The organism is Paenalcaligenes hermetiae, assembly GCF_039543645.1.
GTDB lineage: Bacteria > Pseudomonadota > Gammaproteobacteria > Burkholderiales > Burkholderiaceae_B > Paenalcaligenes > Paenalcaligenes hermetiae.
Window position 1 is genome coordinate 202,593 of sequence record NZ_BAABKD010000009.1, and the last position, 15,555, is coordinate 218,147.

At 45.5% G+C, this 15,555-nt stretch carries 16 protein-coding genes and 1 tRNA gene; 4 read left to right on the top strand and 13 right to left on the bottom strand.

The features are described from left to right. The first annotated feature begins 18 nt into the window (after window positions 1-18). Window positions 19-570: a TRAP transporter small permease gene (locus ABD980_RS06675; protein WP_300647310.1), complete on the top strand. Its 552-nt coding sequence runs from the start codon at window positions 19-21 to the stop codon at window positions 568-570. After that, the gene (locus ABD980_RS06680; RefSeq protein ID WP_345370512.1) at window positions 570-1,871 is read left to right on the top strand and encodes a TRAP transporter large permease; all 1,302 of its coding nucleotides are present in this window, start codon (window positions 570-572) and stop codon (window positions 1,869-1,871) included. Before ABD980_RS06675 ends, ABD980_RS06680 begins: the two co-directional genes overlap by 1 nt. 500 nt (window positions 1,872-2,371) lie before the next feature. Here the strand turns inward: ABD980_RS06680 and ABD980_RS11190 are convergent, their stop codons facing one another. From ABD980_RS11190 to ABD980_RS06705, 6 genes are read right to left on the bottom strand one after another with little or no spacing between them, the layout of a single operon-like run. Then, a complete protein-coding gene (locus ABD980_RS11190) occupies window positions 2,372-2,536 on the bottom strand; it encodes a helix-turn-helix domain-containing protein (protein WP_377536119.1) in 165 nt (54 codons plus the stop codon). A 3-nt stretch (window positions 2,537-2,539) separates the two neighbouring features. Beyond that, on the bottom strand, window positions 2,540-3,364 hold the full coding sequence (locus ABD980_RS06685) for an IclR family transcriptional regulator domain-containing protein (protein WP_345370514.1): 825 nt from the start codon (window positions 3,362-3,364) through the stop codon (window positions 2,540-2,542). Continuing rightward, window positions 3,361-4,152 (bottom strand): aspartate/glutamate racemase family protein, encoded by a 792-nt coding sequence (locus ABD980_RS06690; RefSeq protein WP_345370515.1) that lies wholly within the window; start codon window positions 4,150-4,152, stop codon window positions 3,361-3,363. Before ABD980_RS06690 ends, ABD980_RS06685 begins: the two co-directional genes overlap by 4 nt. 19 nt (window positions 4,153-4,171) lie before the next feature. After that, window positions 4,172-4,933: an SDR family NAD(P)-dependent oxidoreductase gene (locus tag ABD980_RS06695; protein ID WP_300647304.1), complete on the bottom strand. Its 762-nt coding sequence runs from the start codon at window positions 4,931-4,933 to the stop codon at window positions 4,172-4,174. 13 nt (window positions 4,934-4,946) lie between these two features. Continuing rightward, complete coding sequence (locus ABD980_RS06700; protein WP_300647303.1) at window positions 4,947-6,881, bottom strand: TRAP transporter large permease subunit; 1,935 nt, start codon at window positions 6,879-6,881, stop codon at window positions 4,947-4,949. Then, window positions 6,878-7,885, bottom strand: a complete 1,008-nt coding sequence (locus ABD980_RS06705) for a TRAP transporter substrate-binding protein (RefSeq protein WP_300647302.1) — start codon at window positions 7,883-7,885, stop codon at window positions 6,878-6,880. The genes ABD980_RS06700 and ABD980_RS06705 overlap by 4 nt, the downstream gene beginning before the upstream one ends. Before the next feature lie 345 nt (window positions 7,886-8,230). Between ABD980_RS06705 and ABD980_RS06710 the strand changes: the two genes are divergently transcribed. Then, a tRNA-Leu gene (locus ABD980_RS06710) sits at window positions 8,231-8,315 on the top strand. A gap of 34 nt (window positions 8,316-8,349) precedes the next feature. On the opposite strand, the gene argE is transcribed toward ABD980_RS06710, so the two are convergent. The 6 genes from argE to ABD980_RS06740 form a co-directional block, all read right to left on the bottom strand. Then, window positions 8,350-9,519: an acetylornithine deacetylase gene (gene argE, locus ABD980_RS06715; RefSeq protein ID WP_345370519.1), complete on the bottom strand. Its 1,170-nt coding sequence runs from the start codon at window positions 9,517-9,519 to the stop codon at window positions 8,350-8,352. Further along, a complete protein-coding gene (locus tag ABD980_RS06720; protein WP_300648142.1) occupies window positions 9,512-10,189 on the bottom strand; it encodes a DUF1028 domain-containing protein in 678 nt (225 codons plus the stop codon). The genes argE and ABD980_RS06720 overlap by 8 nt, the downstream gene beginning before the upstream one ends. 13 nt (window positions 10,190-10,202) lie before the next feature. Beyond that, window positions 10,203-10,628, bottom strand: coding sequence for a RidA family protein (locus ABD980_RS06725; RefSeq protein ID WP_300648140.1), 426 nt, complete (start codon window positions 10,626-10,628; stop codon window positions 10,203-10,205). Window positions 10,629-10,651: 23 nt separating this feature from the next. Beyond that, window positions 10,652-11,938 (bottom strand): flavin-containing monooxygenase, encoded by a 1,287-nt coding sequence (locus tag ABD980_RS06730; RefSeq protein WP_345370522.1) that lies wholly within the window; start codon window positions 11,936-11,938, stop codon window positions 10,652-10,654. A gap of 105 nt (window positions 11,939-12,043) precedes the next feature. Beyond that, window positions 12,044-13,453, bottom strand: coding sequence for a sodium:solute symporter family protein (locus ABD980_RS06735; protein ID WP_345370524.1), 1,410 nt, complete (start codon window positions 13,451-13,453; stop codon window positions 12,044-12,046). Between the two features lie 20 nt (window positions 13,454-13,473). After that, window positions 13,474-13,680, bottom strand: a complete 207-nt coding sequence (locus ABD980_RS06740; RefSeq protein ID WP_345370526.1) for a DUF3311 domain-containing protein — start codon at window positions 13,678-13,680, stop codon at window positions 13,474-13,476. 187 nt (window positions 13,681-13,867) lie between these two features. On the opposite strand from ABD980_RS06740, the gene ABD980_RS06745 reads away from it, so the two are divergent. Beyond that, entirely contained in the window at window positions 13,868-14,806 is a 939-nt protein-coding gene (locus ABD980_RS06745; RefSeq protein ID WP_345370528.1) for a LysR family transcriptional regulator, read from the top strand. Window positions 14,807-14,880: 74 nt separating this feature from the next. Here ABD980_RS06745 and ABD980_RS06750 read toward each other — a convergent pair whose 3' ends face one another. After that, entirely contained in the window at window positions 14,881-15,540 is a 660-nt protein-coding gene (locus ABD980_RS06750; RefSeq protein WP_300648132.1) for a peroxiredoxin, read from the bottom strand. Window positions 15,541-15,555 lie beyond the last annotated feature (15 nt).

Below are 15,555 nucleotides of genomic sequence, written 5' to 3' on the forward strand. Positions count from 1 at the left end.
TGATGTGGGCAAACTGCCATGCGCAAAATCTTGGATGGCCTTTATACGATCAGTACAGGTTTAGCCGCACTGTCGTTGGCGAGCATAGCCGCTATTGTTTTTGGTCAGGTGATCTTCAATACGATCGATTACGTGGCTCTTCGTTTCTTTGATCAGAGTTTTGGCTTGCTGATCCCTTCCTATTCGCTGTTTTCAGGTTATGCACTGGGTTTTGCCACGTTTTTATCCTTGGGTTTGGGGTTACGCAAAGCCGTACATATACGGGTGACCTTGCTGGAGTCCAAGCTGCCTTCTCCTATACGTAGAGGCACACTGACCATCATCGCGCTGTTAGGGGTAATGATGGGTGTGTTGTTTACCTATAGCTTGGGTGTATTGGCCTACGAGTCCTTTTTGTGGGGCGACCGTGCCAGCGGTTTAGTCAAAGTGCCTTTGTGGATACCGCAAAGCGTGTTGTGTGTGGGGTCGGCTGTCTTTTTGGTCACGGCACTGGACACCCTGCAGGAAATTATACGTACAGGTCACAGCGATGCGCTGGCGGCGGATTCGGTTGCTGAGGAGGCGCTGTAATGTCTGATGTAACCATGTCATTGATTATGATGGGCGTGCTGTTGGGCTGCCTAGCCATAGGACTGTGGGTGTCTATAGCACTGTTTGTGACAGGCATAGTGGGCATACTGCTGTTTTCCAATGCCCCTATTGTGAGTGTGTTAGCAACCAATATTTGGAGTTCGTCAGCAGAATGGTCACTTGCGGCCTTGCCCTTGTTTATCTGGATGGGTGAAATTCTATTTCGCTCACGCATGTCGCAAGACTTGTTTTCAGGGTTAGCACCGTGGATGCGGTCGCTACCGGGTGGTTTAGGGCATGTGGGAATTTTAGCGTCAGGAATTTTTGCGGCGGTAAGTGGTTCGTCGGCGGCAACATGCGCCACAGTGGCCAAGGTCGCTGTGCCTGAACTCAAACAGCGTGGCTACGATGAAAGCTTGATTTTGGGAACGATTGCAGGCTCTGGCACCTTAGGCTTGTTAATACCACCCTCCATTATTTTGATTGTGTACGGTGTGGCTGCCGAGCTGTCCATCGCCCGCTTATTTATCGCTGGTGTGGTGCCCGGTGTATTGGTGATCTTGCTGTTCATGACCTATGTCGCCATTTGGTCTACCAAGAATAAAGACAAAGTACCGGCCAAAGATCCGCCCATGAGCTTTGCTCAAAAAATGAAAGCCACGCGTACGTTGTTACCCGTGACGCTGCTCATTTTGGGTGTGATTGGCTCTATTTATTCTGGTTTGGCTAGCCCAACCGATTCGGCTGCTGTGGGTGTAGTGACTGCATTGCTGCTGAGCTGGGTTTTTGGTGATTTGAACTGGAAAACCTTCAAAGACGGTCTGGTCGCTGCCACCTTGTCATCGTCCATGATTGCGTTGATTTTGGCAGGTTCGGCGTTCTTGACCATTGCGATGGGCTATTCCAACCTGCCTATGAATTTGGCACGCTGGATTGGTAATTTGGGCTTGAATAACTACGCGCTGTTGGCGGCATTAACGGTGTTCTTTATGGTACTAGGTTGCTTCCTAGATGGTATTTCCATCGTGGTGTTGACCAGCGCAGTGCTGCTGCCAGCAGTGCAGGCCGCAGGTTTAGACCCAATTTGGTTTGGCGTGTACTTGGTACTGGTCGTGGAAATGGGGCAATTAACCCCACCAGTAGGTTTAAATTTGTTTGTACTTCAAGGTATGACGGGCAAAGATATTTTATTCTTATCCAAAGCGGCATTGCCATTCTTCTTAATGTTACTGCTAACAATCTTGCTGGTGGTGATGGTGCCTGACATTGTATTGGGCTTGCCCAAAATGATGTACAGTTAATTAGCATCAAACCACCTATTAAATGGTCTATGCCCCTGATAAATTTGTGGTCCAGCTATTATGTAAGCGATAGCTAACTTTTTCGTGACTACACGATAGCCATAGAGATTTCCTAATTATAATGGGTATGGGAGCTGTTTATCATGGATATCGTAACTAACCTGTCACAGAGCAAGAGAATAGGAACCAAAAGTAGAAAGCTTCATAAAACACAGCAGAGTAAAAGACAACGATAAAACGATTACAACCTCGCAAGCTTAAGCAAATTTTGCAAGCCGTAATATCCGACTCTATCCTGTTAGTTTTGCTGCTCTTGCAGTTCTCCTCATATGGGGGCTTTAAGATCAGTGTCAGGCTGATCACAATGCGTTAACTCTATCTACCTAATACCTGGTGTAAGTAAGCACAATAGATTATTTTCGGGGTTAGGAAAATGTACTACCACGAACATCACCAGCACCTGTTTTTTACACTAGCTGGGGTTACGTACACCGTACTTTTTAACTCCTCTGAGGGCCTACACGTTTTACCGTTGTGCGATGTATTCCTGTCGCACGGCTAAGCTCACTAATCGACGCGGCCCCTAAGGCAAATGTACTCAACGCTTGCAACAGCGCTAAACCTCTCGCTAGACTTTGTGCTTTTTTATAGGAAGGGCTGCGCATCTCTTAATCACGACGCCGAGGCCACCCGTAATTTTCTCCTAGGGGCAAATCATGAAGCTCACGTTCAATATCTCGTACGCATTCATGCAGGTAGCCCAAGTAGCGTTCTGCAGCTTTAATAGGGGTCATCGCACGACGAAAAAACATGATATTAATCGCTCCGACAACACGATTACGCCAACAAACAGGTGAGGCGATAGCACTAATATTCGGCTCTGTGCCCCCCGCTGACTCTGCATACCCCCGCGCTCGTGCAATTTGAATACTTTGCATCAACTGAGCATAATGATCTTCTTGTGTTAGCGGCTCATTCGTCACTAGCTCTGTTAAGTTAAGAATTCGTTGGCGACTATCGTCCGACACCATACTTAAAATAGCAATACCTAAAGCGGAGTGCAGTAAAGGGCGAGCCTTACCAATCATTCCCCGGTTGACCGACATAGGGCTAAACCGGTGCGTAGACTCCTGAATCACAATATGGCCACCCGTAAACGTTGCAAAATCACTGGGCCATTGTACTTGGGACAACAACCTACCCAAATAAGGACTAATCACTTGGGCGATCCAGTCCTCATCTTTGACCCCATCGGCTATGCTACGAATACGAGTCGTTAAACAATAATGGCTGTCTCCAGGCCGGCAATGAACATAGCCGTTGGCTTCTAGGGTATGTAGTAAGCGATAAACAGTAGCGCGATGAATTCCTGTTCGCTTGGCGAGCTCGCCAGGACTTGTCCACCCTGTCTCCCCAAGCACTCGAATTAACTCAAGCCCACGCTCTAAAGCGCGGACTCGAGGATAAATAGACTCTTGATCTTGCTCTATCATTCTAAGCTGGCTGGATATAGTTTTAAGAGTTCTGGACTTGGCTTGCGATAGTGCCATTGCCGCCCTGCATGCAGACCCGTTAATTTATGTAAGCGAGCTAACATTTCTGCATACATCAGCGGGGCTCCAACACCATCTAAAATACTAACCCCATCCACCTCAAAAACATCATTAGCTGCTAGAACCTCAGCGACCAGCCCCTCAGCAGGGATAATTAAATCCGCGCCTTCCTTAATGGCTCGCCTTGCTGTATGTAAAAATGCTTCAATATAGTCCGTGGGATTTAAAAATACAGCATCCATTTCCCGCTCGGGCAGTTGTGGCTCAATCACATAGATGCCACTCACTCTCCCCTCAAACTGATGACGATGCATCGCATTTTTCAAAAACCACAAGTTTTCATCATTTAAAGTCACCAGACCAATTTTTGTTGCCATAGAGCAGCTGATCAATACAGTGCTTTCAGGCATAGAGATCACAGGGATATCGACTAAAGACCGGCACTCTCGCAATAGTGGCTCCGTATAGGTACCGATGACAAAAGCATCATAGCCTTCTTGCTCAGCCCGATATACATTATGCAAAAGCTGCCCACTCATTGCTTTATGGTATGCGTAAGGCACGCGCATGACCTCGCTCGGTGACATGCCATGCCACATTTGCTCCGGTACGCCGTGCAAATGAATCTCTGTGCCAGGCGATGCTACTTTAGCATAATGTTTCGCTAACGAAGCCTTATAAACGGGATAGTTTTCTAAGTCCACACTGGACTGATGCCAAATTTTCACCTCTCTCTCCTCTACATGGCTAAACCATGTAATACCCACCATTCACATCTAAAGTTGTACCTGTTACATAACCAGCTTGCTCTGATAGCAAATAGGCAATCGCAGCAGCAACCTCTTCAGCCTGTCCAATTCGAGCTAAGGGAACAAGCTCCACAGCCTGCTCATCATTCTCTGGCTTCACCCCCACGCGTAACATAGGTGTTTCAATTAGCCCCGGCGCAACAATATTGGCAGTCACATTCAAAGGTGCTAACTCACGGGCCAAGGCTTTTGTAAAGCCAATTACCGCGGCTTTACTTGCCACATAGGCGGTACAAGACTGATACCCCCCTAATTGAGCGGCGGTAGATGCTAAATTAACCACACGCCCATGCTGAATAGCACGCCCCTTAATATGCGCCATGAACTCTCGACTCAAGGCATAAGTACCATATGTATTCACCGCAAAAACCTTCTCCCAAAGATCAGGAGTGGTGTCATATAACAACAACCGGCCCCCATTTTCAGAAAAAGGGGAAATCGCTGCCGTATTAACTAAACAGGACAAAAACAACTGACGCTCTGTTAAATTAAGAAACATATTCTGTACGGCAGAATAATCACTAATGTCTAAGGCCTCATAATGCACTACCGCGTCCCCAATGGACTCCGCCACCTCAGCAAGCAAAGACAAGTTTTGATCCGCTAAAACCAACTCATATCCTTGCTCCGCTAGTAATCTCGCCGTAGCTGCACCAATACCTCGACCTGAGCCTACGACTAAAACTCGTCTTTTACTCATTGCTCTACCTTTACTAGGAACTTAAAAGGCTAGGTAGCCATAATGTAATAATAGGGAAGCATACTAATAAAGTGATGCGCACTAAGTCAGCCAACAAAAAGGGCACTACACCACGGAAAATCGTCGCTAGCTCTAAGCGCTCCCCAACAACGCTACGCATAACAAAAACATTCATTCCCAATGGTGGTGTGATCATGCCAATTTCTACCAAGGATAAAGTCACTACACCCCACCAAATCAGGTCATACCCCATCCCTAAAATTAACGGTACAACTAGTGGCGTAGTAACTAAAACGGCGGCCAATGTATCAAATACTGTCCCAAGTAATAGATAAATCAAAACCAGAGCAAGTAGAATTAACCAGTGGGGCGTTGTTTCTAAATTCACTAGATCTAATATCAGGCTTGCCACATCGCTAAAACTCATAAAGCTAGCAAAGATATTGGCTCCCATAAAAATCACATAGATCGCACCCGAATTAATTGCTGTATCAATTAATGATTCTTTAAATTTAACCCACGTGAAGTCGGGCGAAGTCACTGCAAAAAAGAAAGCGAGAATAGCTCCTACTGATGCGGCCTCTTGTGTCGTGAAAATTCCACCATATAACCCACCCAGCACTAACAAAAACAGTAGCGTAGGACGCCAAGCCTGAATTAGCGCCTTACGTGCATAGGGCCAATCAAACTTATCCACGTTAGGAGCAAGCTCTGGTTTTAGGCGCACGGCGATCATGATCGCAATCACATACATACTCAAGGCAAGTAGCCCTGGTAATAACGCTGCCTGAAAAGCGACCTGAATGGACTCTTCAACCACCACACAGTAAACAATTAACACGACGGAAGGTGGTATTAAAGCCCCTAATGTTCCCCCTGCCGCTATACAGCCAGCAGCAAGACTATGAGCATAATTACGCTTTTCCATTTCCGCAAAAGCCACTTTGCCAAAAGTAGCCGTCGTAGCAATCGATGAGCCACTAATAGCCCCAAACCCACCACATCCCGATACGGAGGCAATGGCCAAACCACCACGAGTTGAACCTACTAAAGCGGTACCAGCTTTAAAAATATCACCAGATAACCCTGCCCATGTCGCAAAATTCCCCATTAACAGAAATAAGGGAATCGCGGCCATATCGATACTTGTTAATGCTCTGCCGACTTCATTTTGCGCAATAACTAACGCCTGCTCTGCTCCTAAAGTCAAAGCTAAGCTTGCCACGCCTAATAAAGCTAACGCCACACCGATTGGCACTTGAGCAGCAATGAGGATATATAAAGCTAAAAACCCAATTCCGGCTTGGGTGCTAGGACTTGTATCTTCGTTTAAATACAGTACAAGCAATAGAGCCGCTAAAGCAAAAGCACCGATAATGACACTTAAACTACGCCAAAAGCCTGGCACAGCATAAGCCTTAGTTGCAAAGAGACGTCCCCATTGAGCGATATGCCTTATAACTGCTAATAACGCGCCTATCGACATAACAACGCAAGCCGTTACCCACAGTCCTGTGGTGGACCAGCCTACAACCATGGTTTTTTCCCCATACTCGTAAGCATCCCAAGCACGGAATCCTAAAACCACCGCTAGCCCAACAAAAACAACGACCTCACTTAATGCACAAATAAGCTGAACACCTAACTGGTTGTCTCCTGCCACTTTCCGCATCACATCAACACGGATGTTACGGCGCTGCAAAAAAACCAGGCTCATCAAACCCGCAATAATAATGGCCATAAATAGACCACTCAGCTCAAACAATCCTCGAACGGTATAAGAGCTAAAAGCGCGTAATGCAATGTCCACTAAGGTGGCAGCAGCCAGCACAATCAAGCCAACTAAGACGATGATGGCTAAAAAAAGGCTCAAACGCATTAAAGCGGAGCCATTCCCTTCAAGCACCAAGCGCCGTAAGCGCTCGGTGTTCTCCTGTATTACTTTCATTGTTTAGCTCGTACATCTGCAATCGTCTGGGTATATACTTCCCAAACACGCTCACCTTCAGGGATAGTAGTGATCCATTTTTGTACTACGGGTGCAACAGCGGCTTTCCAACGATCAATGTCCTCTTCACTTGGCGTGATGATAACGTGATCATCACGCTTAAGTAGCTCTTGCTTTAATCGCTCATTCTCATTACCCAAACCCTCTGACCATCGTGCTACAAAATTTTTGCCGCCATGCTTCTGTAAAGAGGCTTTAGCTGCCTCGGGTAAACGGTCAAATTTTTTCTTATTAATAACAACAAAGACTGAGCTTGACCCTAATGGCGCATCAATGTGCCATTTAACAAAGTCCAAAACTTGCCAAGTAAATACAGCATTCCAATCGTTTAAACTACCCGTTAATGTACGCTTAGATAAATTTTCTGCCGTTTGCGGCACGGGCAAACCAACAGGGATAATACCTAACGCCTCAACTGAAGCGGATGCCAAGGGTCCAGCGGCACGAATACGCTCCCCTTTAAAATCATCAAGACTTTTTATCTCTTTGACAGAGTGTGCCGTCAGAATCCCAGAGGAAACCATTCCAAACACATACACATCATCAAAGCCATCCATCAGCCCATTTTCATATAAAGCCCACACACCTGATGAGGCCTCAAGAAGCGTCTTTGCTTCAAATGGAATCTCAGGAATATCCGCCACTTTAAAACGTCCTGGAGTATAACCAGTAACTCCCCATGCCATATCAACGAGACCTCGACGTACAGCGTCAAATGAGTCTTCGGCTTTTACTAAACTTCCACCCGAGTACATTTGAATTTTAAGTGTGCCCTCGGCGTCTGCCTCAATGTCTTTAAACAAGGGCTCAAACATCCCTTTAGTTAAATAGGCTGTAGGCCCCGCAAAGTTAGAAAACTTCAGTACAGTCGGCTTCGTAGCCAGCGCTGGCCCACTAAATCCAACCACCAATGCACCAATACAAGCAGCGACAAAGCGTTTCATGTACACCATCTCCAATTTAAATGCAGTTATCTACCCTAACTGAACCCTTCAATCAGGGAAATAAAATGACTAGGTCTTATAACTCTTAGATTACACACCTCAGAGAAAGCGGTTAACAACAAAAAAAAACAAGGCGTTCAACACATGAACAAGCACCTAGAGTTAACCCTAACTTTTTTTCCATTAGTTAGACAGAAACCCCAAAAAGTTTGTAGTATGAACACACGCAGAGCGTGGGCAATACCGTGGCGACGCTTTGTTCTTTATCAGCAAATCTTTCTTGCTTATTTTTCCCGCAACCCATATAATTACGTCTTTAGCTGCTACCAAACACATGCAGTACGTGCCCAAGTGGTGGAATTGGTAGACGCGTCGGACTCAAAATCCGATCCCGAGAGGGGTGCCGGTTCGATTCCGGCCTTGGGCACCACCGAATACAAAAAAGACCGCTTTTGCGGTCTTTTTTATGTGGTTTTTGGGTTAGTTAAATAAATGATAAGCCGCTGTAGCATTTGATCGCAACGCGCTAGTTGCTCTATGCTGACGAACTCGTCTGGTTTGTGACCTTGGTCCATACTCCCAGGCCCACACACCACCGTGGGGATCCCTGCTTGATGAAAAAGCCCGCCCTCTGTACCAAAAGCCACTGTCCCGAATTCCTCAGATTCACATAAGCTTGCGATTAAAGCCGCCACTTCGCTATCTTTAGCCGTAACTAATCCTGGGTAAGCGCTTAACTCTTCTAGCACAATATGCGTGTCAGCTTGAACGGCGCGCATTTTGGGTAAAAGCTCTTGTTCGGCATAGGTTTGTAAAGTGTGCGCTACCGTTTTTGCATCAAAATCAGGTAACGCTCGTACCTCAAAATCAAACTCACACTCCTCTGGCACAATATTCAACGCGCGCCCACCCTGGATCAATCCAGTTTGAATGGTGGAAAATGGGGGATCAAATCGCGAATCGTGATATTGCGGCTGCGCCCGCTCGGCTGCTATCTCTCCTAGTTTTCCAATAAGCTGAGCGGCATATTCAATCGCATTTACCCCATATGGGGCATATGCCGAATGACACGCTGCCCCTTTTACTTGGCAACGCATGGCTAATTTGCCTTTGTGTCCCAGTACAGGCTTTAACTGCGTAGGCTCACCAATCAAGCACATTTTAAAAGCTAGATCACGCTGGGCTAAGTTTGCTAGCATGGGGCGAACACCCAAACAGCCCACCTCCTCATCATAAGAAAACGCCAAATGCACAGGCCACCGCAACGAGCTTTGTACTAAATCCGGCACTGCAGCAAGCACACAAGCGATAAAGCCTTTCATATCGGCGGTGCCCCGCCCATAGAGCTTACCATCCTGCTCTGTCAGCGCAAAAGCAGGCACAGTCCACTGCTGCCCATCCACAGGCACCACATCGGTATGACCGGACAAAATAATACCGCCTTGATCCTCGGGACCTATCGTGGCAAATAAGCTAGCCTTGGTCTTTTCTTCATTATAAAAAAGCTCGCTCTCTACCCCATACGTTGCCAAATAATCACGTATAAACGCAATTAAAGCCAAATTAGAATCTCGGCTAACAGTAGGAAAAGCAATAAGCCGCGCTAATATATCGCGGCTAGTCAGCCTATTCATCTCCGGGTACTCCGTAACTGGGGGCTGCCGTAGGATTTAAAGCGCGTGTTAAATAATCCTGCATCTGGGGTTTATAGGCCTTCCATAACTGAGCTAACTGCTCAATAGGTTGCACATCCGCCCAGTCCACACGCAAGTCCACCATTGGCCAAGACTCGTTGCCAGCTATTTTTAATGCGGCGGAATGCACCGGTCCCGCTTCGCCGCCCGCCGCCAAACCAGCTTGCAACGCTTCTAATAACCGATCTCCTAAAAGCCCGGTTGATTTTTCAAAGGCGTGTACCATTACCTCTATGACCGCATGGCTCGCTAGCATATTGCCTGCCGCCACACACTGGTCCCCTTCTACCGCATGATAAATACCCAGAGCCTTATCCCCACTATGCACAGCCGTTTTGCCTTGGCCATCAACAACAGTTACCTGTCTATAAGCATTCCACTGATCGGTAAGTAAGGCTTTTTCCAGCGCTTGCGCAGCCGTTAGCGCTTCTTTCTCTAAAAGATCTAATGTTTGTTGACCAAGTGCTGGCAGCGTGACATTTTGTGTAGCGACCACACCCACGCCAGCACGCACCCACGGGCATCGGGCCCCGACAGCAATACTGGAAGAACTAATAGCAACCCCAAGCTGACCGGTTTTTTCACAGCGCCCAACAACTGAAAATGTCATCTCTATTCCTTTTCTATTTTGTATCCCAACCCTCAGGAATCACCGCAATTACATCAATCTCCATTAACCACTCTGGCTGACCGAGAGCAGTAACAACCAGACCAGTGGAAATGGGATAAACCCCCTTTAGCCATTTGCCTACCACTTGGTAAACCGGCTCCCGATAACGCGGATCAATTAAATAAGTGGTAGTTTTAACAATATGCGATAAGTCACTACCGGCTTCTTCTAAAAGCTGCTTGACGTTTTTCATGGCTTGCTCGGCCTGCGCTGCAGCATCTCCCAGTCCTACTAGATTGCCATCAAAATCCGTCCCCACCTGACCCCTTACATAAACGGTATTTCCAGCCCGTACAGCCTGACACAAATCATTATTTAATGACTGATTTGGGTAAGTATCTTTGGTGTTGAACATTCGAATACGTGTATGCGTAACCATGTTTTCCTCCTTTATTCTAAAAATCAAAAACTAGAGCTAGTGGCAAGTTCTTTATTTTGTGTGCTGGTTTCATAAAACTCATACTTACGGCGAATCGCAATCTGGTCAGCAACGTGCTTGGCATCATGCCAAACCCCCCATATAAATGATGAGCCCCGACGAGATAACCAAGGTAACCCCAAGAAATACACATCCGGTTCAATCGAGACCCCACGTTGGTGTACCGGACGCCCTTTTTCATCAAAAGCATCCACTTCTAACCAGCGGTAATCCACCGCATAACCAGTCGCCCAAATAATGCTCGTAATCCCCGCTTCCTGCATATCTAACGCTAAAATCGGGTTTTTCATGCATTCAGGATCAGGCAAAATATGACGCGCTTCCGGCTCTTCGGGTAAGTCCAAGCCATTACGCTCTACGTATTCATCCGCTGCATCCAATAGCGCTAAATAATTCGCATCACCATTATTGATATTGGTCACAAGATCCGCATGGAAATGCACTTTTTCCCCTTCAAAAGACTTTGTGACGCCAACCAAATTCATGCCTTTGGCTGCTAGCTGACGAAAATCAATGGTATAGCCGCCGTGTGCTCCACTCACAGCAATAGTTACATGCTCCTTACCAGGTTCGGCAGCGGGCATATCCCATAATCCCAACACGCCTAACCACCAGCAAAAATCACGATTGCGATAACTACGAGGGGGACGATCATGAGGACCAACAGAGAGATAGACCTTTTTTCCTGCGCTTAACAGTTCCTCAGCAATTTGAACGCCAGAAGAGCCAGCCCCCACCACCAACACCGCACCCTCAGGTAACTGGTTAGGATTTTTATAATCAGCAGAATGAATTTGCATTAAACGGTCATTTTCTGGTGCAATCGCAGGAATCACTGGCGTTTGAAAAGGTCCTGTCGCCACAATAAGACGATTTGCTTCAATCGTGCCTTGAGAGGTCTCTACAGTAAACCCTTGACGCCCCTCATTACGCACGGCGCGCTTTACCTCTACCCCTGTACGAATAGGCGCTTCAATTTTTTGGGCGTATTTCTCGAAATAGTCGGCCACATCATCTTTCGCGACAAACCCATCTGGTCCCACCGTATCAAACGCTAGTCCTGGAAAACGGTCGTGCCAAGCTGGACCGTTCGCCACCAAAGAGTCCCAACGACCCGTACGCCAACGCTCTGCAATACGATCTCGCTCTAAAACCAAATGCGGGATGCTATGATGGCGTAAATGTTCACTTGCCGCAATTCCTGCTTGACCAGCACCTATTACCAAGGTGTCAATAAATTCTTTTTTCATTTGCTCTACCTTATAATATTTTTTCATCTGTATTTAAAAATAAGAAATCATCTTATTAAAAATACATTCATAATCTGGCCGCCCTTTTCAAAGCAGCCAAAATAATTAAAAATCAGCTTTTAGCTTATAGGATGAATTTTCCTGCTTTTGGGTAAAAACACTAACTACAAAAACCGTCAAGCAGTTTAAAGCTAGAGCCATTAACCCGATATTTACAGAATAAAAACTAAAATCCGTAAAATACATTAAGAAAACAGCTGCAATACCAACAATCAAACCAAAAAGAACGCCGGATGCAGTTGCACGCTTAAAGAACAATATAGCGAGTAGACCGGGTAACATTTGACCAAACCCAGCATAAGCTGTATTCATTAAGTTAAGCATTAGGCTAGGCAAAGCAACTGTCAGCACCATTGAAATAATCAAATAAACCAGTATCACGATTTGCGATAAACGTTTCTGCGACTCAAAAGGAACATTACTTACAATATTTCTAGTAAATATCCCACCTACAGATAGTGAAATAACAGATATTAAAATCAAACCTGATAAAGCGGCACCAGCTGCAATAAATCCAATAGACCATTCTGGAAGCACATCAATCGCTGTAGCAATAAACGCATGATTTGGACTTTTTAAGTCAGGAATAGCAATCATCGCATAATATGCAGCAGCAATTAAAAAAGGGAACATCAACATATAAAGCGGCATAAATCGCTTAGCACGCTTAATCCCACCTTCAGACTTGCTTGTAAAAAGAATAGTGATCATGAATGGCAAACAATAAAATGCCATGGATTGAAAAATAATCGTTGATAATGAGAACACCACCTCATCCTGATTCGCATAGGCAATCGATGCACCTTGATCTCTTGCAGCCGCAAACAATGGCTCTACCCCACCGAGCTTATGAAAAGCAGCCCAGCCCACGCTAACGATGGCGCCAAAAAGTAAAATGTCTTTTAGAACAGCAATCATTGCAGGAGCTTTAACGCCCGAAATTGAGATATAAACAAAAGCAATCGTGCCTGCAATAATTACAGCTAAGATAGGATCAATCTCATAGCCCAATGCATTTAATGCAACGATCAACCCTTGAAACTGCATCTGCGCCCAAGGCACTAAAAAAACCAAATAACATACCGCCACAACCAGCTCTAGTTTTCTACTAGAAAAATGACTTTTAAATAAGTCAGGGGCCGTCATCGCATCATAGGTTTTTCCAGCACGCCAGATTTTAGGTGCTAAAAAATATCCAACTGGATAAATAAGCAAAAGGAAAGCCATAAACCAAATACCATAGTTCACACCTTTTGCATAAATACTCCCCGGAAGTCCAATAACAGTAGCTACACTGTAAATTTCACCAACTGCCAGAAAGAAAAGAATGATGACACCAAAAGAACGACCACCTACTAAAAAATCAGCCACATCCCCTTTTTTTGCATTTCTATTGACGTAAAGCGCCAACAATAAAGAAAAAGCAATAATAGAAACAAATATAAAAGCTGCCATTTTTATCCCCTACCAAATAGTTATTCTTCTTCATAATCCGGCTTATCTATCATCCAAGCCACAGATATACATATTGAAGTTAGTATGAACCAAAGGAAAACCCAAAAATAAAGTGGTGGGAATCCAAAAATAAAATCAGTACTAAATCTAAAATAATAAATACCAAAAAATACAAACGCGTAAGGGATAACCAATCCTATAAGTAAGCTCAAAAAGCGTCTGCTCATGATGTCTCCTCTCCTTTTTACGATGACTAATGCTACCGCAAGGATCGTCAAAGCTTTAAACATAAAAATACTGATCGAGATATAGGAAAAATATTGCTAAGAACCGCAAGTTGGCATAGGATAAGGCTTAGACTCGGTTTTACAGCAGCCGTATTTTTTTGATGACTCAGGGAAAATCCTAGGTACGATGGCCTTTTATACGCTTAGACAACTTCATTATTTTGTGACTACGGTCAAGATGGGCAGTGTGGCAGGCGCAGCACGCCATTTGCATATTTCACAGCCCTCTATTTCAGCAGCAATTAAAAGCCTAGAGGATCATTTCAATGTAAAGCTCTTAATTCGCCACCATGCTCAAGGTGTCACCCTAACGCCTGTGGGCGAGCGCTTTTATCACAAAGCCGAAGATCTATTACGCGCTTCTTATGAGTTTGAGCAAAATGCTTTAGCGGAAAATGATATTGTGACTGGCGAAGTCGATATTGGTTGTTTTGAAACGGTCGCCCCGCTTTATTTACCGCAACTTATCGCCGAATTTAAAACGCTCTACCCAGGGCTAACCATTCGAGTACGTGATGGCGAGCAGCAAGAATTGGTCCAGGGTCTGCAAGCAGGGAGCTTTGATTGTATTTTTGTCTATAACCACGAGCTAGATAGTACTTTTTTGGTCGAACCCTTAATGCCGCCATCGCCTCCTTATGTGTTGCTCCCAGAGAACCACGACTTAGCTAAAGAGAAAACGCTATCTCTACGTCAACTTTATAAAGAGCCCATGATCCTCTTAGACGTACAGCCAAGTAGAACGTATTTTGTTAGTCTGTTTCACCAGCTGGGACTTACTCCAACCATTTTATTCGGCTCCCCCTCTATAGAAATGGTCCGAGGGATGGTAGCCCAAGGCTTTGGCTTTTCTTTATTAGTGACGCGTCCGCAACACCCTTATACCTACGATGGCAAACGTGTCGTCTGTATTCCAATTTCGGATAAGGTCACCCCTTCTGGGCTGGCTTACGCGCGCCTAAAACAAACCCCGCTCACTAAACCTGCTCAAATCTTTGTCAATTTCTGTCGGGAACGCTTACCCAGCCTGGCCAATGAGCCGTCGGTCACAACAACGACACGGTAATACATATCCAACAAAAAAACCCGCCTGTTATTAAACAAGCGGGTTTTAAAATAACGATTACGTCTTATTCTTTTTTACTTCGCATTTGGATCTTTAGTAAAACGCAAGTAAGGCAGTTTGATATCAATATCGCCAAATTTTTCTTTTGCTTGCTCATCGTTTAAGCTCAAGCCCACAATCACATCCTGACCAGGCTGCCAATCCGCGGGCGTCGCAATAGGCACACCATCTGTCGCTTGCACCGCGTCCAATGCACGCAAAATCTCAGCGAAATTACGCCCTACGGACATGGGGTACGACATAGTTAAACGAATCTTTTTATCCGGCCCAATAATAAATACGGTACGCACAGTCGCACTATCGGCAGGAGTACGACCATCAGGTAGGTAAGCTTCAGCAGGAAGCATGTTGTAGAGCTTCGCTACTTGTAAAGACGTGTCATCAATAATGGGGAAGTTAGCTGGCACCCCTGCAAACGCCTCAATATCGCGAATCCATTTTTTATGGTCTTCCACATCATCCACAGAAACGCCCATAACTTTAGTATTGCGTTTTTCAAACTCAGGGGCTAAACGAGCCACCGCACCGAATTCAGTGGTACATACGGGTGTGAAATCTTTTGGGTGAGAAAATAAAATAGCGTAGCTATCCCCCATCCAATCGTGCAGGGTAATTTCACCCGCGGTCGAGTCCGTTGTAAAGTTTGGTGCAACATCATTGATACGTAATGACATGATCATCCCCTTTAG

Bases quoted from the DNA above. Each gene is read 5' to 3' on its own strand.
- ABD980_RS06730 (WP_345370522.1), bottom strand. From the start codon at position 11,938: ATGAAAAAAGAATTTATTGACACCTTGGTAATAGGTGCTGGTCAAGCA.
- ABD980_RS06675 (WP_300647310.1), top strand. From the start codon at position 19: ATGCGCAAAATCTTGGATGGCCTTTATACGATCAGTACAGGTTTAGCC.
- ABD980_RS06680 (WP_345370512.1), top strand. From the start codon at position 570: ATGTCTGATGTAACCATGTCATTGATTATGATGGGCGTGCTGTTGGGC.
- ABD980_RS11190 (WP_377536119.1), bottom strand. From the start codon at position 2,536: ATGCGCAGCCCTTCCTATAAAAAAGCACAAAGTCTAGCGAGAGGTTTA.
- ABD980_RS06695 (WP_300647304.1), bottom strand. From the start codon at position 4,933: ATGAGTAAAAGACGAGTTTTAGTCGTAGGCTCAGGTCGAGGTATTGGT.
- ABD980_RS06745 (WP_345370528.1), top strand. From the start codon at position 13,868: ATGGCCTTTTATACGCTTAGACAACTTCATTATTTTGTGACTACGGTC.
- ABD980_RS06725 (WP_300648140.1), bottom strand. From the start codon at position 10,628: ATGGTTACGCATACACGTATTCGAATGTTCAACACCAAAGATACTTAC.
- ABD980_RS06750 (WP_300648132.1), bottom strand. From the start codon at position 15,540: ATGTCATTACGTATCAATGATGTTGCACCAAACTTTACAACGGACTCG.
- ABD980_RS06705 (WP_300647302.1), bottom strand. From the start codon at position 7,885: ATGAAACGCTTTGTCGCTGCTTGTATTGGTGCATTGGTGGTTGGATTT.
- ABD980_RS06735 (WP_345370524.1), bottom strand. From the start codon at position 13,453: ATGGCAGCTTTTATATTTGTTTCTATTATTGCTTTTTCTTTATTGTTG.
- ABD980_RS06720 (WP_300648142.1), bottom strand. From the start codon at position 10,189: ATGACATTTTCAGTTGTTGGGCGCTGTGAAAAAACCGGTCAGCTTGGG.
- ABD980_RS06700 (WP_300647303.1), bottom strand. From the start codon at position 6,881: ATGAAAGTAATACAGGAGAACACCGAGCGCTTACGGCGCTTGGTGCTT.
- ABD980_RS06685 (WP_345370514.1), bottom strand. From the start codon at position 3,364: ATGATAGAGCAAGATCAAGAGTCTATTTATCCTCGAGTCCGCGCTTTA.
- argE (WP_345370519.1), bottom strand. From the start codon at position 9,519: ATGAATAGGCTGACTAGCCGCGATATATTAGCGCGGCTTATTGCTTTT.
- ABD980_RS06740 (WP_345370526.1), bottom strand. From the start codon at position 13,680: ATGAGCAGACGCTTTTTGAGCTTACTTATAGGATTGGTTATCCCTTAC.